The organism is Exiguobacterium sp. QJM3NY_9 (genome assembly GCF_056173545.1).
On sequence record NZ_CM149679.1, the window covers coordinates 2,020,561 to 2,043,341 of the forward strand.

A 22,781-nucleotide genomic window follows, 5' to 3' on the forward strand; every position below is an offset into this window, starting at 1 on the left:
ATGCTTCTATTCTTTATTATGCCCGTTTTCAAAAGGAATTATTCTTTTCGCTCGATTGAAGTTTTGCTAGTATTGAAATAGTAAGTATTGATGAGTCAAGAAAGGAAGCAGATGGCTATGTCAAGTACAATGCTTTATTTTTATGAAGATGCAGAAAACCATCGTTTAACGATGTCTGGTGTGACATTTTCTGATTTCATGATTGCGCTAGATTTAAAACGTCCATTACTTGTCTCAGGTGCAGACTTTAAAGCCGTCAAACAATCGTTTCGTACTTCGCTCAATTACGTTGAAGCACATGAAATCGAGCAATTTTCCGCGTCGAATGATGTCGTTCGTCATCCATTGAACGCGATCGACATCCGCTCTTCACATTCCTTAGATACATTAACTGATCCTGAAGTTGCGGAGCTGTTATTCCTCATGCATATGAAGCGTGGTATGCCGAGCCCGTTCGCGTCATCGGTCGAGAACGAGTTCGCCTATTTCAGTGAACACGACGGATTTCAGGCAACAGTATATTTAAAAGATTGGTCCCGAATCGAGCAAATTCTCTCAGTCTTAATCCAGCGAAAGATTCGTCACGAGCTTCGTGGGTTATCTCCCCGTCCTTTGACGGCTGAAATCCTGATTCATATTCGTCAATTGCTCAGCGAAGGTGTGTTAATTGATTTCGCGAATATAAAACGCTCTGTTTTTACGAGACAACTCAGCATTCCTCTTTATATTGCGGGTCGTTACGAAGACATGGCCGTGCTCAAGGAAGACTTCGAGTCTGAAAAAGAGTCCATCATCGCGCGTGGTGAATTCGTCCACCGCAAAAAATCCTGGGATTTTGAGGTACGATGATCTTCAGCATCTCTATCATCAAATGATAGGATGCTTTTTTTGTATCTTATTTTTTTATACTTTCATGTATTATTTCAAGAAATCTAATATCATACAATACCTCTCTTGAATTAATTGAATTTTCACACAAAATAATGCTAGCTTCTTTTAGAGACTTCGTTATAATGAGATTAACCTTTTGGATAAGTTAGAAGTTGCAGATGTTTTTTTCGTTACACGTATGATGATTGTTCGTGTTAGCTAACAAAGGAGGAACTAGTTATGGACCAGTTAAAAGTGAACGGAATCGGATCATTCGCTAAATTCGCGACGAACGGACATATCCTGAAACTGAAGGATGCGTCAATTGGCGAACTTAAATTATCACTGAATGATGCGAGCTCAATGGCAATCTCACCGATTGATGAAGAGACCGGAGTATTCACCATCCGAGGGCAGCAACAGGAACCGCTCGTCGAGCTAACGTTGCCCCGTCAATCTTGTGAAGTCGTTCACGCCTGGCTCCTCCACAAAATGAGACGACAAAAAAAGGGGCGCTTCATGGCTTCTAGTTAAGCTTATATCGCTCGTTATATCTATATTAGACATCCGGTCACTTCTTCAATGAAGGACCGGTTTTTTTGTTATAATATGGTTCTTTTCGCATCTTTTTTAGTAATAATATGCATGATAACGTTCTCAATATTTTTTCTTTTGGAACAATTGTCAGAAAATATTGATTAATCATGTATCCCGTGATAACCTGAGACAAATTCAACGAGAGGAGCACCATATTATGAGCACTTTAGTTTTAACTTCGAATCACCGACTGATTATTCTGTACGCGAGGGACTGAAAACATTTCATGTGACGATGAAATAGTTTTTGGGCCCTCCTTTCGATGGATCGAATGAGGCGTCCAGTGAAACAGATGGCGCCTATCCAATCTAACGGATAGGTTTTTTTAATTCCACATTGCGGTTGATCTTCTTTTACAAGTGTAGAGGTTAAAACGCGTTTGCTTCGACTCCTCGATTCTTGAATAACGAATGTTTTAAAATTTATTTATAACAGCTAATTTCTAATGGTATAGTGAGTAAGATTATGAGGAATCAGGAGGCATAATATATGTTGAACCGTAAAGATTTATTCGCTTTAGGATTTATGATTTTCGCTTTGTTTTTTGGTGCCGGTAACTTAATTTTCCCACCCGAACTCGGTGCTCTTGCCGGGACACAATTCTTACCTGCCATGCTAGGCTTCATCGTAACAGGCGTCGGTCTCCCGTTAGCGGGCTTAATCGCAGTCGCTTGGGTTGGCGGCGGAATTAGTACGCTGGCAAATCCACTGCCGAAAGCTGTTGGTGCTTTCTTGACATTCGCACTTTACGTCGCGATTGGTCCATTCTTCGGCATCCCGAGAACATCGGTCGTCACGTATGAACTTGGTGTCGTTCCTTTTTTAGGAGAACCCAGCCAAACGACGTTAATCATTTCATCATTACTCTTTTTCTTGGCAACCGTGTTTCTCGTTTTAAGACCGGGTAAGTTACTTGATATCATCGGTCGCTTCATCACACCGTTATTACTGACGGCACTTATGATTCTCAGTATAAGTAGTATCGTCAATCCACTTTCTGCCGTCGAGGCACCAGCTCCTGCATACAACAGTTTTACGAACTCGTTTGTTCAAGGATTTCTTCAAGGCTATTTGACCCTCGACGCACTCGGTGCACTCGTCTTCGGAGTTATCGTCTTACACACGCTTCACACACGTGGAATTAAAGATCGTACATCACAATTAAAAAACGTGACAAAAGCCGGTTTAATTGCCGCAGTCTCATTGACTGTCGTCTATACAGGACTTGGTTTCATTGGACGAAACAGCTTCGGTGCTGTCGGTTCAGTCAGCGGTCCTGATTTGTTGCAACAATATGCTGATAGTACGTTCGGTACGGTTGGTTTAGTCATTTTAGGAACAGCGATTTTGCTTGCTTGTTTAACAACTTCCGTCGGTCTTGTGACAGCATTTTCAGAATATTTGATTTCATTGTTTAAACGATTGTCTTTCCCGGTCGCAAGTATCACGACAGCCGTATTAGGATTCGCAATCTCGATTTTCGGACTGCAGACATTACTGTCGATTGCTGTACCTGTATTGATGTTCCTTTATCCGATTGTCATCGTCTTAATCGTCTTGACGTTCATTCGTTCAGCTATCAAGAAGCCAGCCATCGTCTACGGTGCGACATTGTTCGTAACGGCGCTTCTCTCATTACTCAGCTCACTCATGTCGTTAAAAGTTTTACCTGCATTCGCCAGCAGCATGTATAAAGCTTTCCCATTGGTCGACCAAAACATGGCGTGGTTATTGCCTGCAATCGCGACATTCATCATCAGTTCATGGATTGGACACGTTTCTCATAATTCCATCAGCCAAAAACGAGCAGGCTGATGATTCCGCTTTCATGCCTGTGGTATAATGAGAAAAATGGAATTCTACTGGAGGCGTCGTTTTAATGGATAAGATTGCTTGGATCACCGATAGTATGGCTTTTTTCCGAGAGGGAGAAGCAGAACAGATCGGAGTCCATGTGGTGCCGACCCAACTCATCATTAACGGTGAATCGTACCGTGAGTATGTCGACATTTCAATTGAACAACTAGATGAAAAAATGAAACAACATTCTTCTGCCGTCCCTACGACTTCTCAGCCTTCCTTTGGAGAGTTAGTCGAGTTGTATGAGCGCCTAAAGAGCGAGGGATATGATTACGGGTATGCCATTCATATCACGAGTGGCTTAAGCGGAACATATGCAAGCTCAGTCGCAGCTGCAGAGGCTGTTGGCTTCCCCTTGTATGCCATTGATTCTTATACAGGGGCGACCAACCAGCAAGAAATGATTAAGATTGCGATCGAGCTCGCAACTTCTGGAATGCGTCCTGAAAACGTGATGACTGTTCTCGAAAAGTTTAAACACGGTTCTCACTTTTATTTGATCATCGGGAATATGGAAACGATGCGGCGTGGGGGTCGCGTTTCAAGTAGTCAATTTTTACTTGCGAACATGCTGAATATCAAGCCGATTGTTACGTTCAATGAACTTGGGAAACTCGTTCCCTTTAAGAAGGTTCGCTCCTTGAAGAAAGCTTTTCAGGAAATGGCTACGGAGGTCGTGGCAAAAGTCCAGGCTTCTGGTCTACACCAGCAAAGACTCTACGTCGGACATACATTGGCGTTAGAAGAAGCTGAACAACTTCGTGGTCTCATTCAATCCAAACTATCTGACGTTTCCATCGAAATCACTCAATTCGGCCCATCTATTTTGTCACATGCAGGTGCCGCTACTATCGGTGTCTATTGGTTCGACCAAATTGAATACCCGTAATAGTAAAAAAAAAAGCATCCGACGTCACTACGTCGGATGCTTTTTCTTTTACTTTAATGATTCACGTTTGATAACGATGAAATAGTTCTTCCAATAACGCTGATTCATCCTCTACGGAAGAGATTCCTTCATGGGGACGAGTCAGATGTTCCGATAAGGTCATCGCCGGATAAGCTTGCCAGTTCGTCACTTCTACTTCTTCGAGATAGATTAAAATCGACGACATCGTGGCAGGTTGCTGATGTTGTCGCAGCCAATTTTCATATCGCTTATCTAATTTCCCTTCTTTTAGCAGGGTTTTCCCGCTCTCAAGAATTGCCCACTTTGGTTTTGCGTCGATTTGAAATAATTCAAGATGTTTAAACTGATCTACCGTTCGGCTCGTCACTGGAATCACTTGATTGATTTCAACTAGACGCTTCAGGCGCAGATGCGCCCGCATCGTCATGAACTGTTTGTTTCCATCCAATCGCTCGACGAGCAATGTCGGTTTGTTCATCGTCCGCATCGTTGCTTCATCGAACAAAATGCTATTGTCAATATCAAGTAACAACATTAATTGTAAATCTCCTTTTTTCGTCTCGGTGATACGAATGCATATGATAAGCTGAGGACGAAGGCCGCGAATAAAAATCCTCCGAGGACATCAGAAAAATAATGAACATTCAAAATAATCCGTGAAGATCCCATTGCGAGAAACATCAACGTACAAATCGTGCTGACGACAATCCGCCCCGTCCGACTTAAAAAGCGCCAAGCAAGTACGATGAATCCTCCATAAACGGCAAATGCCATCGATGAATGTCCACTTGGAAAGCTATATCCTACGCCCCCTACCAAGTCATTTAATGATGGACGTTCTCTGACGAAAATCAATTTAACGACTTGATTTAACGCCCCGACGGAGAGACAAGCAATGAAATACCAAATGCTACCGACTTTATCACGCCAAATCAGGTAACTGACGATTGCAAGAATGCTCGTAATCGTCACAGCTCCGACACCTGATCCAATCCGCGTGAACCACGAGACATAGCTACCTGGAACACGTTCTGCCATTTCATTCGATAATTGGGCATCAAACAAAAAATAACCCGTCAGGCGAATCGATAACGCAATCGTTAAAAACAATACGAGTACGATTCCTGAGACGATTAACGCCCGATGATTGGTTTTCATTAGTACGTTCCCTTTCGTTGTTCAAGTTCTTCCGCTGAATAGTCTTCTTTATCACGTAAACGGTGTGCAAGGCGTCCGGATGCGTTCGCTGCAATCGCCGCGACGATGTCATCCATGAACGTATTGACACGTCCATCATCGACTTTCGTATCGAGCTCCTTGATAATACCGATTTTGGCTTTATCTAAGTAACCGAACGTCGTGACCGCGATTGAACCATACGTATTGACCGCACCAATCGCAATCGTTTCATCGACGCCAAACAATCCTTCATCACTTCGAATGATGGATAATAATGGTTCAGACAACAGACCCTTTTCCGCAAGAATATCAAGTTCTGCCCCAACTAAAATCGCATGTTGGAGTTCCCGTTTTTCGAGTACACGTTCGACTGAGCTGAGACATGTCTCGAGTGTCAACTCCTCCGTATAAGGTGCCTGCATCTGATACACGATTTCAGAAATGGCATGAATCGTTACTCCACGTTCGTGAAGCTTTTCAATCGCTGCTTGTTTGACCTCTTTTGAATGTGCTTTTTCTTTCATGACTAAATCCACCTCTCTGACAAAGTTCTTCACAAGTATACACAGATTCCCTGACTCTTCTCAAACATCTTTGACATAGCGCCCATAATCCGTCATGATTATTTTGTAAAGCGTTATCATTTTAGGGGAAAGTAGGGGATTTTCGATGAACATCGGGGTAGTTCTGTTTCCATCGAAGCGCATACAAGATTTCGCGAATTCGTATCGAAAAAGATACGATTCAAAGTATGCTTTAATCACGCCACATATTACGATGCGTGAACGCGTGAGTGTTGATGAAAGTGAGTTAGAATCGATTGTTTCTGAATTAAACAAAGTGGCTGAACAAACGAAACCACTCGCACTACATCTTCAAGGGGCACGCTCTTTCCACCCGACAAACAATGTCTTGTTCTTAAAAGTCATGCCGACGGACGAAATGGAGCAGTTGCATCGTGCGTTACATTCAAATGGACTCGAACATACACCCAAGTACGACTTTTTGCCACATATTACGATTGGCCAAGATCTTTCTGATGTTGAACTGTTCGACGTTCTAGAACGACTAAAGATGGAAGATATTCGCTTTCAAGAAGACGTCACGAAAATGGCACTTCTCTATGAATTAGAAAATGGTGCCTGGAGCGTTTATGAAACATTCCGCTTCAAACAACACTAACATTAAACTTCCCGGTCGAACTTACGGCCGGGAAGTTTCAATTCCGGTAAAACTCCATACGCATTCGCTTGTTCTTCTAATTCATAATCATGTGACTGAATCCGCTCAATCGGATTGATTCGGGCAATCGGTTCTGTTTTTCGTTCCGGTTCAACACGAACCTGCCGATTGACGTATTGAACGACTGTAAAATCGATTTGATACATATCTCTTCCCTCCTATTTCTGTAGCCGTTATTTTCCTCATCTACTTTTCTTATTCCCAAAATAGCTTTTTAGAAAACAAAAAAACCAGGGTTGCCCCCGGTTTAGAACTACAGCAAATAGGTTGAGCACTTAAAGAATGTGGAAACCACTGTCGACGTGGAGAATTTCACCTGTCACGCCACTCGACATTTGTGACAACAGGAACAAGCCACTTTGACCGATTTGTTCCGTCGAAACGTTTCGGTGAAGTGGTGCGCGCTCTTCGATGCTGTCGAGAATCGAGTTGAAGTCGCCGACACCTTTTGCTGAGACCGTACGCACTGGACCAGCTGAGATTGCATTGACACGAACACCTTGTTTTCCGTATTCAGCCGCAAGGTAACGAACGCTAGCGTCGAGCGCAGCTTTCGCGACACCCATGACGTTATAGTTCGGGACCATCTTCTCACCACCGAGATATGTCAACGTGATGACTGAAGCATCTTCTGTGAAAAAGTCCTTCGCTGCTTTGACGACTGCCGTTAAGCTGAATGCAGAAATATCGAGCGCTTGCGCGAACTGTTCACGCGTTACGCTTGAAAACTCGCCGCGTAATGCTTCTTTATCGGCAAAGGCGATCGAATGGGCAATCCCCGAAATCTGTCCGTGATCCGCATGGATGCTTTGGAACACTTGCTCGATTTCTTTATCACTCGTTACGTCACATGTATAGTAAGTAGCTGGTCGCGATAATTCTTTCCCTAACTTTTCGAGTGGTGCTTTAAATCGTTCGCCTACATACGTAAACGCGAGGCTTGCACCTGCTGCGTCAAGCGCTCGGGCAATTCCCCATGCAATCGAGCGTTGATTGATGACACCCATTACGACATACGTCTTTCCCTCAAGTGAAGGATAAATATTCATTTGAACTCCCCCTAAAATTAGTACCTGGTAATAACACCTATATCTAGGTTACAAAAACGTAACGCTTCTGTCAACCATCCCTCTTGATATTGCGATTTTGATAAATTACGTTAATATAGAAAGAGATAGAAAGTAGGGATGAAATGAACCGTTTTAAATCATTTACACAACGATATGATAACACGTTACTTTTTTTACTCGGTTGCCTGATGATCATCAGTATCATCGCAATCTATACGGCTCAACCTTTTTTGCAAGGCGCGATTAGTGAAATCAATTTCATGGCGAAACAGATTCAGTGGTATATCATCGGATTTATCGCACTATCTGTCGTCATCTTCATTGATTATGAACAGTTAAAACGATTCCATTGGTACTTATATGGTGCCGGAATTATTTCTTTGATCGGTCTCGTCGTCTTACGCGGAACGCCACTCGTCGCGAACATTAAAGGGGCGTATGGCTGGTATCAGCTTCCGGTCATCGGAACGGTCCAACCGGCAGAGTTCATGAAGTTCTTTTTGATTGTCACGTTAGCTGCCGTCATTTCGGAACATAATGCACGGTACGTCCAACATGAACGTGATTTTTTACTTCTGCTCAAAATGGTTGTTGTAACATTACTTCCACTCGCTTTAATCATCATCCAACCCGATTTAGGAATCGGCTTAATTTTATGTGTTATTCTTGCCTGTGCGATGCTCTTATCCGGCCTCAACTGGAAGTGGCTCCTGAGCATGGTGATTTTATTTACAATTTCAATCGTCGGTTTCTTTTATCTCTTTTATTTCCAGAATGATTTACTTGCGACCTTCTTCCCAGGACACGCGATGAACCGAATCATGGCGTGGTTACAACCATTTGAGTATGCCGACGATTTATCTTATCAATTGGTCCAATCGATTAATGCGATCGGCTCCGGGCAAATGTTTGGTGTCGGCTATGGAAAACTCCAGGTTTCCGTCCCGGAATTGCATACTGATTTCATTTTCACTGCGATTTCTGCCCATTACGGATTTATTGGGGCTGCCGTCGTCTTAGTCATCCTGTTTTTGTTCATCTACCGCCTGATTCAAATCGCACTTGAAACAGCCGATCCGTTCGGAACCTATATCGTGACAGGTTACGTCGCAATGTTTACGTTCCAAATCTTTCAAAACATCGGGATGACGATGGGTGTTTTACCGATCACCGGCCTCCCGCTCCCCTTCATCAGCTATGGAGGTTCGACGATGATCGTCAACTTAGTAGGTCTTGGCCTTATTATGGCGATCGCTTCCCAATCACGTGTCTCGATGTTTGATGAAGATTAAAAAAAGAGTTGATTCCCTGTTGCAGGAATCAACTCTTTTTTATTGTTCTAAGAACAAATCACTCGGTAACGGTGCTTCGAACATGACCATTTCTCCCGTCCCCGGGTGAGGAAACCGTGCGCTTGCACTATGAAGCGCTTGGCGTGGAATCAATGGCGTCCCGCGATACATCGTATCTCCGACTAACGGATGACCGAGTGCTGCGAGATGAACACGAATTTGGTGTGTCCGTCCCGTTTCCAGTTTTATTTCTAACTGCGAAATCGTTCGCATGAATGCTTCAACTGCCGTACTCTTCAAGATATGGGTAACCGCCCGTTGACCATCTTCACGGACCATCCGTTCCATGAACGAATGGTCCGTCTGACCAATCGGTAAATCGATTGTTTGTGGACCGAGTTCTCCTTCGATCAATGCAATATAACGCCGGTCGAGCAGTCCATTTTGTTGCATTTTACTCAATTGATGATGAGCTAGCGCATGTTTGGCAAAAATCACAAGCCCACTTGTATCCCGGTCCAATCGATTGACGATATGAATCGCATACGGAATCTGTCGTTGTTTATAGTAACCCAACACGAAATTCGCCAAAGAACGTTCCGGGTGAAGACGCGAGGGAATCGAGGCCATCCCCGGTGGTTTATTGACAATCAACAACCACTCGTCTTCAAACAAGATATCAAGCTCTCCTTGTGTCGCAATCATGTCTTCTGCTGGGTGTTCCTCAGGGAAAGAGACATGGATTTCGTCGTCGAGATCGACACTCTCGTTAACGTTAACATGTTGTCCGTTTCGCAAAATGTCACCATGATGCTTTATCGACACGAGCATTTTTCGGGAAATTCGGAGGCGCGTCGTACAAAAATGTCCGACACTCCAGCCGACCTGTTCATGTGTCACTGTTTCTTTCAATTCAAATACCATCATCACTTACCTCTTTTACTTAACTTCTTTCTTCTGCTAAAAATGATTCTCTGACCCGCTCCCAAAACGGGAAGGAACGAAAACGGGCAAATTTTACTTTCTTATCGGAGACACGACAGCGAATCGATTTTACGTTTTGATGAACAATAGAAGCATAATGATCGTAAGTCATTTGAAAATCAATCGGATTGACCGGTCGTATTTCGACATCATGATGCTTCGGCAACAACATCGGGGAACCGATTGTTCGATATACACGATTGTTGATGGAAGCCATCTCAGTAATTTGAATCGCTTCGAGGGCCGGGTGGACAATTGCACCACCTAACGCCTTGTTGTAGGCTGTCGAACCGGATGGGGTCGAGATACACAACCCATCCCCACGAAACGTCTCAAAGTAGTCTCCACGTATCGACAAGTCACATACAAGTGTCTGATTAAAACTTTTAATCGTACATTCGTTTAGCGCCAACAACTTATTATGTGAACCGTCCGCATAATCAATCGACAGCTCAAGCAATGGGTATTCGACCGTCGCCAAATTTTCATCTGCGATATGACGAATCAACTCGTCCATTTCTTCCGGGCGCCAATCTGCATAAAAACCAAGATGTCCCGTATGAATCCCAACGAGTGTGATGTCTTCGACTTGACTCAAATAAGAATGAAATGCCTGGAGCATCGTTCCATCTCCACCAATTGAAATGATGATTTCCGGAGTCGCTGCATCAAGAACACTCCCCCGAGCAATCAACTCTTGTTCCAATTGATCGCGTAGCATTCGCGAGCGTTCATCATCTCGTGCTGTAATCGCAAAGCGCATGGTCATCCTCCTACTCGCTTACTGGATTATTAGTTTGTTTTCCGTCTCGTTCATGTAGGACGAGCTGTGCGTCTTGAATCTCTACTTTCAGTTGACTCATTTCCGCATCCAATAAAAAGGCGGCTTCCGCGGCACGTCGCAGTCGTTCGCGTGTCTCCTCCGGAATGTTTCCTTGGTATTTATAATTGAGTGAGTGCTCAATCGTCGCCCAAAAGTTCATCGCAAGTGTCCGAATCTGAATCTCAACGAGCGTCGGAATCTCACCTTCAATCGTTTGGACAGGATAGGCAATAATAATATGATAGGAACGATATCCGCTCTCTTTTTTTTGTGTGATATAATTTCGCTCTTCGACCACCTTAAAGTCTCCACGTGATCGTAACAGTTCTAGTACGTGGATGATGTCGTCGACAAATTGACACATAATGCGTAAGCCGGCGATGTCTTGCATCTCTTGTTCTAACGAACTGATCGCAATCGATTTCCGCTCCGCTTTTTGGATAATACTCTTCACAGGTTTTACCCGTCCCGTGACAAATTCAATCGGTGAATGTTCCCCACGTTGTTGAAATTGTTTTCGAATGGCCTTTAGCTTTACCTTCAGTTCATCAACCGCGATTTGATACGGCGCGAGAAATAAATCCCAATTTTCTTTTGTCATCGTTTTCGTCACCACTTTTAATCTAAATTGTTGGTTCAATTCGTTCCACTACTTCATTCATGTTATCATATTTTCAAGCATTCAACTAGAAAGGCGTGAACCGGAATGAGACAAGAAATGGAAATTGAATTTAAAAACTTGTTAACAGCAGATGAATACAAGCAACTGATGCAAGTTTACGGCAAACAAGACGAAACGATTTGGCAAGCAAATGATTATTTTGATACACCTACGTTTGAATTGCGTCAGCATGGCGCCGCTCTACGCATCCGTCAGAAAAAAGAAGGTCTCGTATTGACCTTAAAAGAACCGAAAGATGATGGTTTACTTGAAACACATGTTTCTCTATCGGAAGCAGAGGCAGAGGAATTATTCAAATATGGTCTGATTCAATCTGATGCGATGAATGAACAATTGAGTCGCTTCAACTTAACAGCATCGCTTGAACACTTAGGACGCTTGGAAACAACTCGTTTTGAAACAAAATTGAAAGACGGATTGCTCGTACTGGATCAAAGTCACTATTTAGGCGTAACCGACTACGAACTAGAATTCGAAGTGCAAGCCTTCGAACAAGGTCAACTTGCTTTCACGCAACTGCTCGAGAAACATCAAATTCCACGTCGTGAAACGAAAAATAAAATTGTCCGTTTCATGGAGCGTAAAGCGGTTTCACGCTAATCGTGTACAAATGTACAAGCAAAACCTTTGCTCTTTCATTTTTTTCGTTGCTAAAATAGGGTAACGATAACAACAGAAGGGGGTGAACGGATGGAACACGATCAATGTAACGGTTCTTATTGTTCATTGGACGAACCATCAATTCAACAACCGACGAAACCCCTAGAAATTTATCATTTTCTAGATGTGACGCAAACAGATGGTTTACGGTTGATACCCGTTCTCAAGAAATTAGAGTTAGAGTATGGTCATCTTTTCCGACTCAGAACGATTGCGACAATTCCTTGTGCTCCATCACGCTCTGCGTGTGATATGTCGCCATTGTTGATTTTAAAAGCAATCGAACTACAAGGTAAGACATTCGGAATGCGCTTCATGAGACGTCTCCGGATGTTGCATAATGTAGAAGGCGAAAGTGCCTATACACGTTCTTCTTTAATCCGCTTAGCCGAAGCCTTAACTGAATTCGGTCTCGACTTGGAGGAATTTCATCGCGATGTTGAATCAAATACGATTCAGCTCATGCTCGAAAAAGAAACGCAGCTCGTGACAGAATGGGACGTACGCGTCCTCCCTACCCTCGCTTTCATTGGAGATGAAGAAGCCATTAAAGCTGAAGGTGCTTATGAATACCTCATTTATGTCTCCATTTTAAATGAGTTATTGGATCAACCTGTTGAGAAGCAACCAAAGCCACCGCTCGAACATTTCTTGAAACGGTATGAAACAGCAACAACTTCAGAAATCGCTTTTATTTACGATGTATCTGAAGCGCAAATTGAACATGAGTTGAAAAAACTTGCACTTCAACAAAAATGTGTCTCACTTTCTTATTGTGACGGTAAAGTATGGCGTCACCTTAAAGACTCAGCACATGCTTAAGTTAAAAGAAAAAGGTGTTTCCGCAATTGCGGAAACACCTTTTTTTGTCATTCACATGACCATTGGATGGGGGAAAAGAGAATCATCAGGGGAATGTGACCCTCTTCACATTCTTAGTATATAAGAGTCCCGGATTTTTTTCTATTACTTTGTGCAAAAATTCACAGAGTTGTCACTCTCCGAGTAATGCTTCGAATTCATCCAACACACGTTCAAATTGACGTAATGCTGCTTCTACTGGTGCTTTTGTCGTCATATCGACACCTGCTGCCTTTAAGACTTCAATCGGATAATCACTTGATCCTGCTTTAAGGAAATTATTAATGTAACGATCAACAGCAGGTTGTCCTTCTTCTAAAATTTGCGTCGTCAATGCGGCAGCGGCTGAAATACCTGTCGCATACTGGTAGACATAATAATTGTAGTAGAAGTGAGGAATCCGTGCCCACTCAAGACCGATTTCTTCATCCAATACGATTCCGTCGCTAAAATATTTTTGGTTCAACGCATAATACGTTTTCGTCAGGAATTCTGGTGTCAACGATTGACCGAGTCGAGCCGCCTCGTGAATTTCATGTTCAAATTCTGCGAACATCGTCTGGCGGAACAACGTACCACGGAATGTTTCTAATTGATTGTTTAACAAATAAAGTTTCTCTTTTTTATCTGTAACACGTTTCAGTAAGAAATCATTTAACAAAGCCTCATTTGTCGTCGAAGCTACTTCCGCTACAAAAATCGAATAGTCACCATAAGCATATGGTTGTGATTGACGTGTATAGTAACTATGAACAGAATGTCCGAATTCATGTGCCAATGTAAAGAGGTTGTTGACGTTATCTTGCCAATTCATCAAGATAAACGGTTGTGTATCATATGCGCCAGAAGAATAGGCACCACTGCGCTTACCACGTGTCTCGCGAACATCGACCCATCGATCTGTCAAACCTTCTTCTAAGATATGCTTGTACTCATCTCCAAGTGGTGCCAATCCATCGACCATCAATTGTTTCGCTTCATCGTAAGAGACTTTCATTTCGACTTCGCTAACGAGCGGTGTATACATGTCATACATATGAAGCTCTTCTAATCCGAGTACACGTTTACGAAGTTCAACGTAACGATGTAACAATGGGAGATGTTCATGGACCGCTTCTACTAATCCATCATACACTTGCTCCGGAATGGCATTTCCATGTAATGCAGACTCACGCGCCGACTTGAACTGTCGCACTTCCGCATAAAAATTATCTTTTTTGACTGATCCTGCAAGTGTCGACGCGAGCGTGTTTGTATAGTTGCCGTATGTTTCGTACATCGCCTTGAACGCTGCCTCGCGGACTGAACGGTCTTTCGACTCCATGAATGTAATGAATCGACCATGTGTCAATTCCGCTTCTTGCCCGTCTTCCCCTTTGATTTTAGGGAATTTCAAGTCAGCATTATTCAACATACCGAACGTCGTTCCAGATTGCCCTAATACTTCCCCTGCTTTAGCAAGAATTGCTTCTTCAGCTTCAGTTAATACATGGTCGCGTTCTCGATTAAGTTCATCAAACGCATGACGATACATCGCAAGATCCGGATTGCGATCTAAAAATCCCGTAATCGTTTCAACTGGAATCGTCAACAGTTCTGGTGTCATGAAAGCTAGTGCAGCTCCAATCTGCGAAGCGAGCGTCCGTGCACGGTCATTCATCGCTTGATAGAAGCTATCAGCCGTATTTTCGTCATAACGCATATGCGCGTATGTATAAAGCTTATGCAGACGTCGTGAAATTTCATCACGTAACTGTAAACCTTCAAAAAGCGTTGTATCATCTTTTCCAAGTCGCCCTTTGTAATCAATCATCAAAGGTAACATCGCTTTGACAGATTCAAAATCCTCTTCCCATGCTTCATTCGTTTCATAAATTGATTCTAAGTTCCACGTTTCTTCTACCGTGACATCTTTTCGTGTCAATAGTTCTGCCATTTCAATCACTCCCTTACTTCATTTATACCTGTTTCTTTTTCGACAAACAACTGAATTGCTCCTGCTAAAACGGCGTCTTCTTTAAAACGGTTTACAGTTGTAGCAATACTAGATTGCTGACATATGCGTGCGACAGCTAGTAAATTCATCCAATCCTCTACCACACGTCGAAGCAGATTCGGCTCATGAGAAATCCGGCATGCGTCGAGGCAAGAGACTAACGCATGTTCAAGTCGGATTTTCGAGTAGTTTCCTTGTAAGGATAAATAAAGTGTCATTTGAAGTTCAAAAGGATGAAGTGGAAAGGCGAGAAGTGTTTCGATGGGTAAAAAACAGTGGGCTGGAAGGTATAAAACATGCAGACCTGCTTGATAGAGTGGATTTTTGAGTAGATGATTTGGCATCGTCGAGAAGAAAGGACGTAGTCGGTATTTCCGCACGAGTTGAATCCATTTTTTCGCAGAAAATTTCCGGGGAAATGCTTGGGGGGTAGGTCTAATAAATTGTGTGAAAGAAGTTTCTAGTCGTTGACAAATCACTAAGTGTTTCGTAAAAGGGACAGCAAAACCATAGCGGTTAATTTTTCCCTGTTCGATTAAATCGAGATAACCATCCGTCAATAATGCTTGTTTCATCCACCCGTCTAACTTAATGATGCATCCGCCTGTTGGATGAAAGCCAATCCAGCGCACAGCATATGCTTTTTGTTGATCAATCGTTCGTCGTCGATTCCACTCCAACGCGGTCATCTTCGATCGTTGGATTTCTACCGCTATCCGGAGTGCAGGGATCCACAAGTCAAATCGACGTTGCCCTTGAACTTGTTCTAAAGCGACGTCATAACCTAAGCTACGAAAGTATTCCGCTAAAGTCGTTTTCCAACCTTGATGTGCACTCGACTCTCCCGTACATGCTGAGACATGAACAAAATGCGTTCGTTTTCGTCCCTGCCTGACCCGTAACCGGTTCAGGCAATAAGGACAATACAACGTCATTTGCTTTAATTGTTCGACTTGTATGAGATGGATATTGATTCGGCGACCTGTTTCATCAACGGCTTCAAACATGACAGCACCCCTTTAGAGTAAAGGTGAGAATAGACGTGAAACTGACTCAATCAAGCGTTGCGAAAAACTGCGCTGACTGAAGTAATGGCGATCAACTTGAGTCGAATGCGAAAAATCATCATAAAAATCCCGGGTCAGTTCGTGAACGGAATTTGTACCATACAAGAAGGCATTGACTTCAAAGTTCAGATGAAAACTTCTTAAATCCATATTCGCCGTTCCGATAGTTGCAATCGCATCATCGACGACAATGACTTTGGAATGCATGAATCCTTTATTGTATTCGTAGATTTTAACGCCTGCTTGGAGTAAATCGTCGAAATACGAGCGACTCGCATAAAAAACAACTTTATGATCCGGAAAACTCGGCAAGAGAATTCGAACATCGATTCCGGACATCGCTGCTGTTTTTAATGCTGTCATCAAGTCCTCGTCCGGAATCAAGTACGGTGAAGCAATGTAGACCGAACTTCGTGCTTCCGTAATCAATGCGAAGTAAAGCGACTTCATGGTCTCTTGCGGTTCGTCCGGTCCACTGGCGATGATTTGAACGCCCCCTGTTGCATCCGTGACCACTTCGAGCGGCTCCATGTAGAAAGGTGTGAACAGACGCTCTCCTGTCATGTAGTACCAATCCTGTAAAAATATCAATTGGAGCTCTGACACAGCCTCTCCACGAACGACAAGATGCGTATCTCGCCAAAATCCGAATGCTTTATCTTTCCCGATGTATTCATTTCCGACATTGATTCCGCCTGTAAATGCGACCGTTCCATCAATAACAACGATTTTACGGTGGTTTCGATAATTGGATTTGCTGGAGATGAAGGGAAGGACGACAGGGAAAAAGGCATGCACTTCAATGCCAGCCTGAATCATCTTTTTAAAGTAACTTTTGTCAGTAGAGAAACAACCGACTGCGTCGTATAAGAAACGGACCTCGACCCCAGCCTTAGCACGTTCAATCAAAGCGGCTTGTAACTCGAGGGCTAACGCATCATCGCGGACAATATAGTACTCTAAATGAATATGGTGCTCCGCTTGACGGATTTCAGCGAGCAAGAGCGGAAATTTCTCCTCTCCGTTAGTCAATATCTTCGTATGTGTATTATACGATATTGGAAGCCGGCTGATGGAATCGATAAGTTTGACAACCTTTGCATAATATCCATGTTTGAACACTCGATTGTGTATACCATGATCAAATTGGGTACGATATTTAATGTATGACTCTTCATCAAGCATCGCTTTTAAGCGAAACATTTTTTTACGGCGATAGTTCTGACCGAACGTGAAATAGACGAACACGCCTACGACGGGCAGCGCCATCATGACAAGCGCCCAGACTAAAGTCCGCTCGGGATTTCGATTTTCAAGTAAGATGATGATGAAGACACTTAAAACGATCAAGATGATGACGATTGATAACCAACCGACCATGTAGACACTCCAGTAGTAAGACAAAAACGCCAGTAAGCTACAGGTCAACAGTAACGTCATCAGCAGTTGAACACGTCGTAACATGAAATCCCCTCCTCTTTCTTTTTACTATGTATCAAGTTTTTCGACTCTATTATCAGAAGGGAAGTATTCGAATGAAAACTTACATCGTAACGGGCGCGACTGGTGGAATCGGGGAAGCGACCACCCTCCAACTTGCAAAAGAAGGACATACCGTTCTTGCCTTAGGGAGAAATACCGAAAAAGGAACGGTACTCGAACAACATGGACAAGGCAACATTCATTTTTTCCAGGTCGATCTTGCTAAACCACCAGAGATTCAGCAGTTCTTCGATGACACCGCGACTGACTTTCCAACCATCGATGGCATTTTTAACAATGCCGGAACTTTTGGAAAACCTGTCGCACCTGAACGCGTAACAGATGCCCAACAAGAAGTATTCCAAGTCAATTATCATGCACCTGAACAAATCATTCAACTCGCTGTCAAACGATTGTCCAAAGGGGCTTCAATCGTCAACAATAGCGCAATCGTCGGACATGTCAAATTCCCGGCGATGCTCTTACCTTATGCGTCTTCAAAAAGTGCTCTTATCACCCTTACGAAAACTTACGCGGCCCGGTTTCATGGAAAGTATCGTTTTAATGCGATCTGCCCCGGCCCCGTCGATACAGCATTAAGCCATTCCTTATACGGTGGGAAAGACAAGTTTGACTTGGCAATGAAACATCACCTTCGCGGGAACGCAGCACAACCGGCTGAAATTGCAGAAGTCGTTTGTTTTTTATTGTCGGATAAAGCTAGTTATATCAATGGCCAATCATTAATCGTCGATGGTGGATATACATTGACGTGATGCTAACAAAAAAAGGACTGCTCCCTTTTTGTATAGGAGCAGTCCTTTTAACGTGACATTTGTATTTAGTTCGTAAAGTGCTTACGGACGACAGCAAAAACATCGTCGGCAATGATGGTTTTACCATACTCTGCGACCGGATGAATCGTTTGTTCGCTAAATTGCAAGTACTCGGCAATCAAACTCATCACGTTTTCTTGTTCTTCCACTTCCACTTCGTCTTTAAAATGGACGTGGAGCAAGTAGGCACCATCTTTTTGATAGAGCGCTGTTTTCAAATCTTTGAAGACCGGTGCTTCTGCATATTGGCTAAGAGCAATAACATGCTCAAAATCCGTCGTTTCAAATAATACGTCTTGGCTGAGTTCTGTTTCTTTATCTTCTGCCTCAGACATTGCTGAACGGAGTAATGAATCCAACTCTTCTTCGTCCACTTGTTCGCCATCAACTGTTGTCTTAGCGATTGTAACCGTCACTTCAAGACCTTTTTCAAATGCTTGAACTTGTATCCATAGTGGACCTTCGAAGGAGATGGACTCTTTTTCATTCGCTTCATCCATCATCTGCCAGAATAACTGTTCTCCACGCTCACGGTTATACCAAATCTCGTCTCGGGCAAAGCCGCGGCGTTCGATATCCGTATACGTAATGAAGAACTTGACCGTGTTGTCATTGACGCGTTCGATTTTCAATATGTCCACTCCTTTCATCTCGCTCTTATCTAGTATACGAACGAGCACATAACATGGATTCAAAAAGAACCCCTTTTTAACCATATAGGGTATATTCCTTTGTTATCTTTATTTTAACCTTTTTTGACGGTAACAAAAAGCACACTGCTCACGGAAGCAGCGCGCTGGTTAAAATTTATTCGTTTACCAAGCGTTGCGCTTCCATCAATTGGAAAGTGCGAACTTTACGTGGTAAGAAACGGCGAATTTCATCCTCATTATATCCAACTTGGAGTCGTTTTTCGTCAATCAAAATCGGACGACGTAACAATCCAGGATATTCTTGAATTAAATCATAAAGATGTTGCAGCGACAAGTTCTCGACTGAAACGTCTAATTTAGAAAAGACTTTTGAACGTGTCGAAATGATCTCATCTGTTCCATCTTCCGTCATACGAAGAATTTGTTTGATTTCATCAAGCGACAATGGTTCCGAAAAAATATTTCGTTCCACAAATGGGATTTCATGTTCTTCAAGCCACGCGCGCGCTTTACGACAAGAAGTACAGCTTGGTGAAGTATAGAGTGTTACCATTGAAAAACATCCTCCCCCTGATTTACATCATGTCTGAACTATAAAAAGGAACGTGTCCTTTTCGTAATTATTAATGATGATTCTATTACTTGACAGTTTACATTGAATTTCAAATAAAACCTAGCTATTTTTTAAGATGAAAGAACTTTTTCGTAAAAAAACTCGCTGGAGCCACGAGGTGGCTTCAGCAAGCTGGCGTGTGATCAAAAGGTTGAGAAATCGTTTCTTTTGCTTTCGGGAGTTTCATTTCTTTTAATTTCTTTTCGAAAATATCCCGCAAAAGTCGTTTTTTCAACTTTTTCTTCTTATCACGTTCTTTCATAACTCCGACACCTCACTCGGTCCGAAAAAAGAACAAGCAACCAACGAAAGCTGAATTATCATCTTCTACATTAATTAGTATACCACGTTTGCCTAAATTCTATTCCTACTTCGGTTAATTAAATGTGTGAGATTGTCGCGTTCATTTAAGCAGAGAGTTGCAATTACTTGCAAATTCACGTAGAGTATATAGAAATACTTACTCGTTGAAAGGAGCATTTCAGTTATGCCAGTTACTTTAGTTACAATCATCGAACACCCGATTGCCCAAAAATATTTAGAACGTTCTGGACTCAATCATGCGATTTCCGTTGCGGAACAGGCGTTGACACTCGCGACACAGCGTGGTCTTGATGCTGATTCGGCGACAAAAGCAGCACTGCTTCATGATATCGGCCATTATGAATGGTATACGGATGGAACATGGAATTATGATCTTTACCGTCAAAATGATATTCATGCGATTAAAGGAGCAGAACGTGCCCATAAATTATTAATTCGTTTAGGGGAAGAACCTGCACGTGCAAAAGAAATCTCGCTTGCCGTCCTCTTACACACAGATTCGTATCTCCCACCAGGTACAATCAACCGGACCCCACTCCAACAACTCGTCCACGATGCCGATACGTTAGAAGAGCAACCAGGTGGTTTGCATCATTATGAGAAAATCCCCTTTGATGAAGCCGTCAAACGTCTTGATGCATTAGATTCAGTTGTCCATCGCTTTAGCAACCTTCCACGAATCGCTTCCGAAAACTAAAAAAAGGCATTCCTGAACGATTCAGGAATGCCTTTTTTATTAGACGAGTTGTGCTTGATACGCTTCAAGCTCAGCATCCGTCATCGAGACGTAATGTCCCGGCTCGATTTCACGAAGTGCAGGGATACTCGAATCTTCACTCGATTTACCAACGGCTCCGCCTGTCGGGCGATCATAGACAATCCGTTTACGTGTCCGTTCGTGCTCTGGATCCGGTAGCGGGATTGCAGATAAGAGCGACTTCGTATACGCATGAACTGGGTTCTCGTACAAACGATCCGCATCACATAACTCAACAAGGTGACCTTGATACATAACACCAATCCGGTCCGAAATATATTTAACCATCGAAAGATCGTGGGCGATGAATAAATACGTCAAACTGCGGTCACGTTGTAATTGTTTCATCAAGTTGACGACCTGTGCTTGGATGGAAACGTCAAGTGCTGAGATCGGCTCATCGGCAATGATGAAGTCCGGTTCTACTGCCAGTGCACGTGCAATCCCAATCCGTTGACGCTGACCACCAGAGAATTCGTGGGGGTAACGACTCGCGTGTTCCTTCGTCAAACCTACTGTTTCTAACAAGTCGTAGACACGGTTATCTCGCTCTTCTTTTGATTTCGCAAGTCCGTGGATATCAATTCCTTCTGCGATGATATCTCCGACTGTCATCCGTGGATTTAGAGATGCGTAAGGATCTTGGAAAATCATTTGCATCGCACGGTTAAACTTCAATTTTTCTTTACGTGATTTCTTCGCATGGACATTCTCACCTTTGAACAAGACTTCCCCGTCTGTCGCATCGTAAAGTCCGATAATCGAACGACCCGTCGTCGATTTGCCGCAACCTGACTCTCCAACAAGACCAAGTACTTCCCCTTCATAAATATCAAATGAAAGCCCGTCTACTGCTTTGACGACACGTCCTCGTCCAATATTGAAATGTTGCTTTAGATTTTTTACTTCAAGTAATTTATTACGGTTTTCCATTACTTAAGACCGCCTTTCAAAAGCGACTTCGCAAATGTACTATCTGGACGATATTTCAGTGCGAGGTCACGGATGGCTGCTGGTGGTTCTACGTAAGGAGCTTGTGGATGTAACAACCACGTTGCTGCTTCGTGTGTATCAGTGATTCGGAAGAACGGAGGTTCTTTCTCAAAATCAATTTTCATCGCATATTGATTACGTGGTGCGAATGCATCACCTGTAGGCGGATGAAGCAAGTTCGGTGGCGTACCCGGAATCGCCGGTAAGTCCTGCGAACGGTCATCTGAAGGGCGTGGCATCGATCCGAGAAGACCCCATGTGTACGGGTGGCGTGGTTCATAGAAAATCTCATCAACCGTACCTTTTTCAATCAATTTCCCAGCATACATAACAGCTACGCGGTCGGCCATGTTCGCCACGACACCGAGATCGTGCGTGATGAAGATGATTGCTGTACCTGTTTTTTGTTGAATGTCTTTTAAGAGCTCTAAAATCTGAGCTTGAATCGTAACGTCGAGTGCTGTCGTCGGCTCATCGGCAATCAAAACTTTCGGGTTACATGCTAATGCAATCGCGATAACGATCCGTTGACGCATCCCACCTGATAATTGGTGTGGATATTGTTTTAAACGTGCTTCCGGATTCGGAATCCCTACGAGCGTCAATAATTCGAGCGTCCGTTTTTTTGCGGCATCCCCTGTCAAGCCTTGGTGACGTTTCAAACCTTCTGCAATCTGTTTGTAAATTGTCATCGTCGGGTTGAGTGATGTCATCGGATCCTGGAAGATCATTGCGATGTCACGACCACGAACTTTTTGCATTTCCTTGTCCGACAACTTGACTAAGTCACGGTCTTCGAAAATAATCTCACCATTCGTGATCTCACCAGGAGGATTCGGAATCAGTCGCATGATTGCTTTTGATGTAACCGACTTTCCTGAACCAGATTCACCAACGATTGCAAGTGTTTCACCTTTTTTTAAATCAAACGATACGCCACGGACGGCTTGTACCGTCCCGGCATACGTATGGAAAGCGACGGTTAGGTCGCGTACAGATAAAATAGTTTCCATTGTGGATGAACTCCTCT

The 22,781-nt window shown here is 43.2% G+C and carries 26 protein-coding genes; 10 read left to right on the forward strand and 16 right to left on the reverse strand.

All coding sequences use genetic code 11. The annotated features are described in order from the left end of the window. Positions 1-117: 117 nt before the first annotated feature. The 4 genes from AC0VYQ_RS10460 to AC0VYQ_RS10475 all read left to right on the forward strand — a co-directional run bounded on the left by AC0VYQ_RS10460 (position 118) and on the right by AC0VYQ_RS10475 (position 4,216). The gene (locus AC0VYQ_RS10460) at positions 118-849 is read left to right on the forward strand and encodes a hypothetical protein (protein WP_475403523.1); all 732 of its coding nucleotides are present in this window, start codon (positions 118-120) and stop codon (positions 847-849) included. 261 nt (positions 850-1,110) lie between these two features. Further along, positions 1,111-1,404, forward strand: a complete 294-nt coding sequence (locus AC0VYQ_RS10465) for a hypothetical protein (RefSeq protein ID WP_029330976.1) — start codon at positions 1,111-1,113, stop codon at positions 1,402-1,404. A 552-nt stretch (positions 1,405-1,956) separates the two neighbouring features. Beyond that, positions 1,957-3,282, forward strand: coding sequence for a branched-chain amino acid transport system II carrier protein (gene brnQ, locus AC0VYQ_RS10470; protein WP_475403524.1), 1,326 nt, complete (start codon positions 1,957-1,959; stop codon positions 3,280-3,282). Between the two features lie 64 nt (positions 3,283-3,346). Next, complete coding sequence (locus tag AC0VYQ_RS10475; RefSeq protein ID WP_088837481.1) at positions 3,347-4,216, forward strand: DegV family protein; 870 nt, start codon at positions 3,347-3,349, stop codon at positions 4,214-4,216. A 61-nt stretch (positions 4,217-4,277) separates the two neighbouring features. On the opposite strand, the gene AC0VYQ_RS10480 is transcribed toward AC0VYQ_RS10475, so the two are convergent. The 3 genes from AC0VYQ_RS10480 to AC0VYQ_RS10490 are packed head-to-tail and all read right to left on the reverse strand — an operon-like array spanning position 4,278 to position 5,940. Beyond that, entirely contained in the window at positions 4,278-4,772 is a 495-nt protein-coding gene (locus tag AC0VYQ_RS10480; RefSeq protein ID WP_475403525.1) for a hypothetical protein, read from the reverse strand. After that, entirely contained in the window at positions 4,772-5,395 is a 624-nt protein-coding gene (locus AC0VYQ_RS10485) for a phosphatase PAP2 family protein (RefSeq protein WP_088837483.1), read from the reverse strand. The genes AC0VYQ_RS10480 and AC0VYQ_RS10485 overlap by 1 nt, the downstream gene beginning before the upstream one ends. Beyond that, positions 5,395-5,940, reverse strand: coding sequence for a phosphatidylglycerophosphatase A family protein (locus AC0VYQ_RS10490; RefSeq protein ID WP_088837484.1), 546 nt, complete (start codon positions 5,938-5,940; stop codon positions 5,395-5,397). Before AC0VYQ_RS10490 ends, AC0VYQ_RS10485 begins: the two co-directional genes overlap by 1 nt. Positions 5,941-6,085: 145 nt before the next feature. Between AC0VYQ_RS10490 and AC0VYQ_RS10495 the strand changes: the two genes are divergently transcribed. Then, positions 6,086-6,598, forward strand: a complete 513-nt coding sequence (locus AC0VYQ_RS10495) for a YjcG family protein (RefSeq protein WP_029330982.1) — start codon at positions 6,086-6,088, stop codon at positions 6,596-6,598. 2 nt (positions 6,599-6,600) lie between these two features. Here the strand turns inward: AC0VYQ_RS10495 and AC0VYQ_RS10500 are convergent, their stop codons facing one another. Both AC0VYQ_RS10500 and fabI read right to left on the reverse strand, forming a co-directional pair. After that, complete coding sequence (locus tag AC0VYQ_RS10500; RefSeq protein ID WP_029330983.1) at positions 6,601-6,804, reverse strand: hypothetical protein; 204 nt, start codon at positions 6,802-6,804, stop codon at positions 6,601-6,603. Positions 6,805-6,933: 129 nt separating this feature from the next. Further along, positions 6,934-7,707, reverse strand: coding sequence for an enoyl-ACP reductase FabI (gene fabI / locus AC0VYQ_RS10505; RefSeq protein ID WP_214768658.1), 774 nt, complete (start codon positions 7,705-7,707; stop codon positions 6,934-6,936). A 143-nt stretch (positions 7,708-7,850) separates the two neighbouring features. On the opposite strand from fabI, the gene AC0VYQ_RS10510 reads away from it, so the two are divergent. Continuing rightward, positions 7,851-9,020, forward strand: a complete 1,170-nt coding sequence (locus tag AC0VYQ_RS10510; RefSeq protein ID WP_214768659.1) for an FtsW/RodA/SpoVE family cell cycle protein — start codon at positions 7,851-7,853, stop codon at positions 9,018-9,020. A 39-nt stretch (positions 9,021-9,059) separates the two neighbouring features. On the opposite strand, the gene AC0VYQ_RS10515 is transcribed toward AC0VYQ_RS10510, so the two are convergent. The 3 genes from AC0VYQ_RS10515 to yjbM are packed head-to-tail and all read right to left on the reverse strand — an operon-like array spanning position 9,060 to position 11,428. Next, positions 9,060-9,947, reverse strand: a complete 888-nt coding sequence (locus AC0VYQ_RS10515) for an RluA family pseudouridine synthase (RefSeq protein ID WP_251132625.1) — start codon at positions 9,945-9,947, stop codon at positions 9,060-9,062. Positions 9,948-9,963: 16 nt separating this feature from the next. Further along, complete coding sequence (locus tag AC0VYQ_RS10520; protein ID WP_475403526.1) at positions 9,964-10,767, reverse strand: NAD kinase; 804 nt, start codon at positions 10,765-10,767, stop codon at positions 9,964-9,966. 10 nt (positions 10,768-10,777) lie between these two features. Continuing rightward, positions 10,778-11,428: a GTP diphosphokinase gene (yjbM, locus tag AC0VYQ_RS10525; protein WP_029330988.1), complete on the reverse strand. Its 651-nt coding sequence runs from the start codon at positions 11,426-11,428 to the stop codon at positions 10,778-10,780. Positions 11,429-11,533: 105 nt separating this feature from the next. On the opposite strand from yjbM, the gene AC0VYQ_RS10530 reads away from it, so the two are divergent. Then, positions 11,534-12,109, forward strand: coding sequence for a CYTH domain-containing protein (locus tag AC0VYQ_RS10530; RefSeq protein ID WP_029330989.1), 576 nt, complete (start codon positions 11,534-11,536; stop codon positions 12,107-12,109). A gap of 90 nt (positions 12,110-12,199) precedes the next feature. Continuing rightward, on the forward strand, positions 12,200-12,991 hold the full coding sequence (locus AC0VYQ_RS10535; RefSeq protein WP_088837489.1) for a DsbA family protein: 792 nt from the start codon (positions 12,200-12,202) through the stop codon (positions 12,989-12,991). A 172-nt stretch (positions 12,992-13,163) separates the two neighbouring features. On the opposite strand, the gene pepF is transcribed toward AC0VYQ_RS10535, so the two are convergent. Genes pepF through cls form a run of 3 tightly spaced genes read right to left on the reverse strand, consistent with a single transcriptional unit; the run spans position 13,164 to position 17,557 of the window. Next, positions 13,164-14,966 (reverse strand): oligoendopeptidase F, encoded by a 1,803-nt coding sequence (gene pepF / locus AC0VYQ_RS10540; protein WP_475403527.1) that lies wholly within the window; start codon positions 14,964-14,966, stop codon positions 13,164-13,166. Between the two features lie 5 nt (positions 14,967-14,971). After that, positions 14,972-16,033, reverse strand: a complete 1,062-nt coding sequence (locus tag AC0VYQ_RS10545; protein WP_475403528.1) for a competence protein CoiA family protein — start codon at positions 16,031-16,033, stop codon at positions 14,972-14,974. A 12-nt stretch (positions 16,034-16,045) separates the two neighbouring features. Continuing rightward, a complete protein-coding gene (gene cls, locus AC0VYQ_RS10550) occupies positions 16,046-17,557 on the reverse strand; it encodes a cardiolipin synthase (protein ID WP_475403529.1) in 1,512 nt (503 codons plus the stop codon). 71 nt (positions 17,558-17,628) lie between these two features. Between cls and AC0VYQ_RS10555 the strand changes: the two genes are divergently transcribed. Continuing rightward, entirely contained in the window at positions 17,629-18,351 is a 723-nt protein-coding gene (locus AC0VYQ_RS10555) for an SDR family NAD(P)-dependent oxidoreductase (protein WP_088837493.1), read from the forward strand. Positions 18,352-18,416: 65 nt separating this feature from the next. On the opposite strand, the gene mecA is transcribed toward AC0VYQ_RS10555, so the two are convergent. From mecA to AC0VYQ_RS10570, 3 genes are all read right to left on the reverse strand, one after another. Continuing rightward, positions 18,417-19,043 (reverse strand): adaptor protein MecA, encoded by a 627-nt coding sequence (mecA, locus tag AC0VYQ_RS10560; RefSeq protein WP_088837494.1) that lies wholly within the window; start codon positions 19,041-19,043, stop codon positions 18,417-18,419. Positions 19,044-19,218: 175 nt separating this feature from the next. Continuing rightward, complete coding sequence (gene spxA, locus AC0VYQ_RS10565; RefSeq protein ID WP_029330996.1) at positions 19,219-19,617, reverse strand: transcriptional regulator SpxA; 399 nt, start codon at positions 19,615-19,617, stop codon at positions 19,219-19,221. A 184-nt stretch (positions 19,618-19,801) separates the two neighbouring features. Further along, the gene (locus tag AC0VYQ_RS10570; RefSeq protein ID WP_167331086.1) at positions 19,802-19,939 is read right to left on the reverse strand and encodes a hypothetical protein; all 138 of its coding nucleotides are present in this window, start codon (positions 19,937-19,939) and stop codon (positions 19,802-19,804) included. A gap of 225 nt (positions 19,940-20,164) precedes the next feature. On the opposite strand from AC0VYQ_RS10570, the gene AC0VYQ_RS10575 reads away from it, so the two are divergent. Then, positions 20,165-20,698 carry an HD domain-containing protein gene (locus AC0VYQ_RS10575; protein WP_475403530.1) on the forward strand — a complete coding sequence of 178 codons (534 nt, stop codon included), beginning with the start codon at positions 20,165-20,167 and terminating at the stop codon, positions 20,696-20,698. Positions 20,699-20,737: 39 nt separating this feature from the next. Here AC0VYQ_RS10575 and AC0VYQ_RS10580 read toward each other — a convergent pair whose 3' ends face one another. Both AC0VYQ_RS10580 and AC0VYQ_RS10585 read right to left on the reverse strand, forming a co-directional pair. Further along, positions 20,738-21,691 (reverse strand): ABC transporter ATP-binding protein, encoded by a 954-nt coding sequence (locus AC0VYQ_RS10580; RefSeq protein ID WP_029330998.1) that lies wholly within the window; start codon positions 21,689-21,691, stop codon positions 20,738-20,740. Continuing rightward, positions 21,691-22,764 (reverse strand): ABC transporter ATP-binding protein, encoded by a 1,074-nt coding sequence (locus tag AC0VYQ_RS10585; protein WP_159173523.1) that lies wholly within the window; start codon positions 22,762-22,764, stop codon positions 21,691-21,693. The genes AC0VYQ_RS10580 and AC0VYQ_RS10585 overlap by 1 nt, the downstream gene beginning before the upstream one ends. Positions 22,765-22,781: the final 17 nt, after the last annotated feature.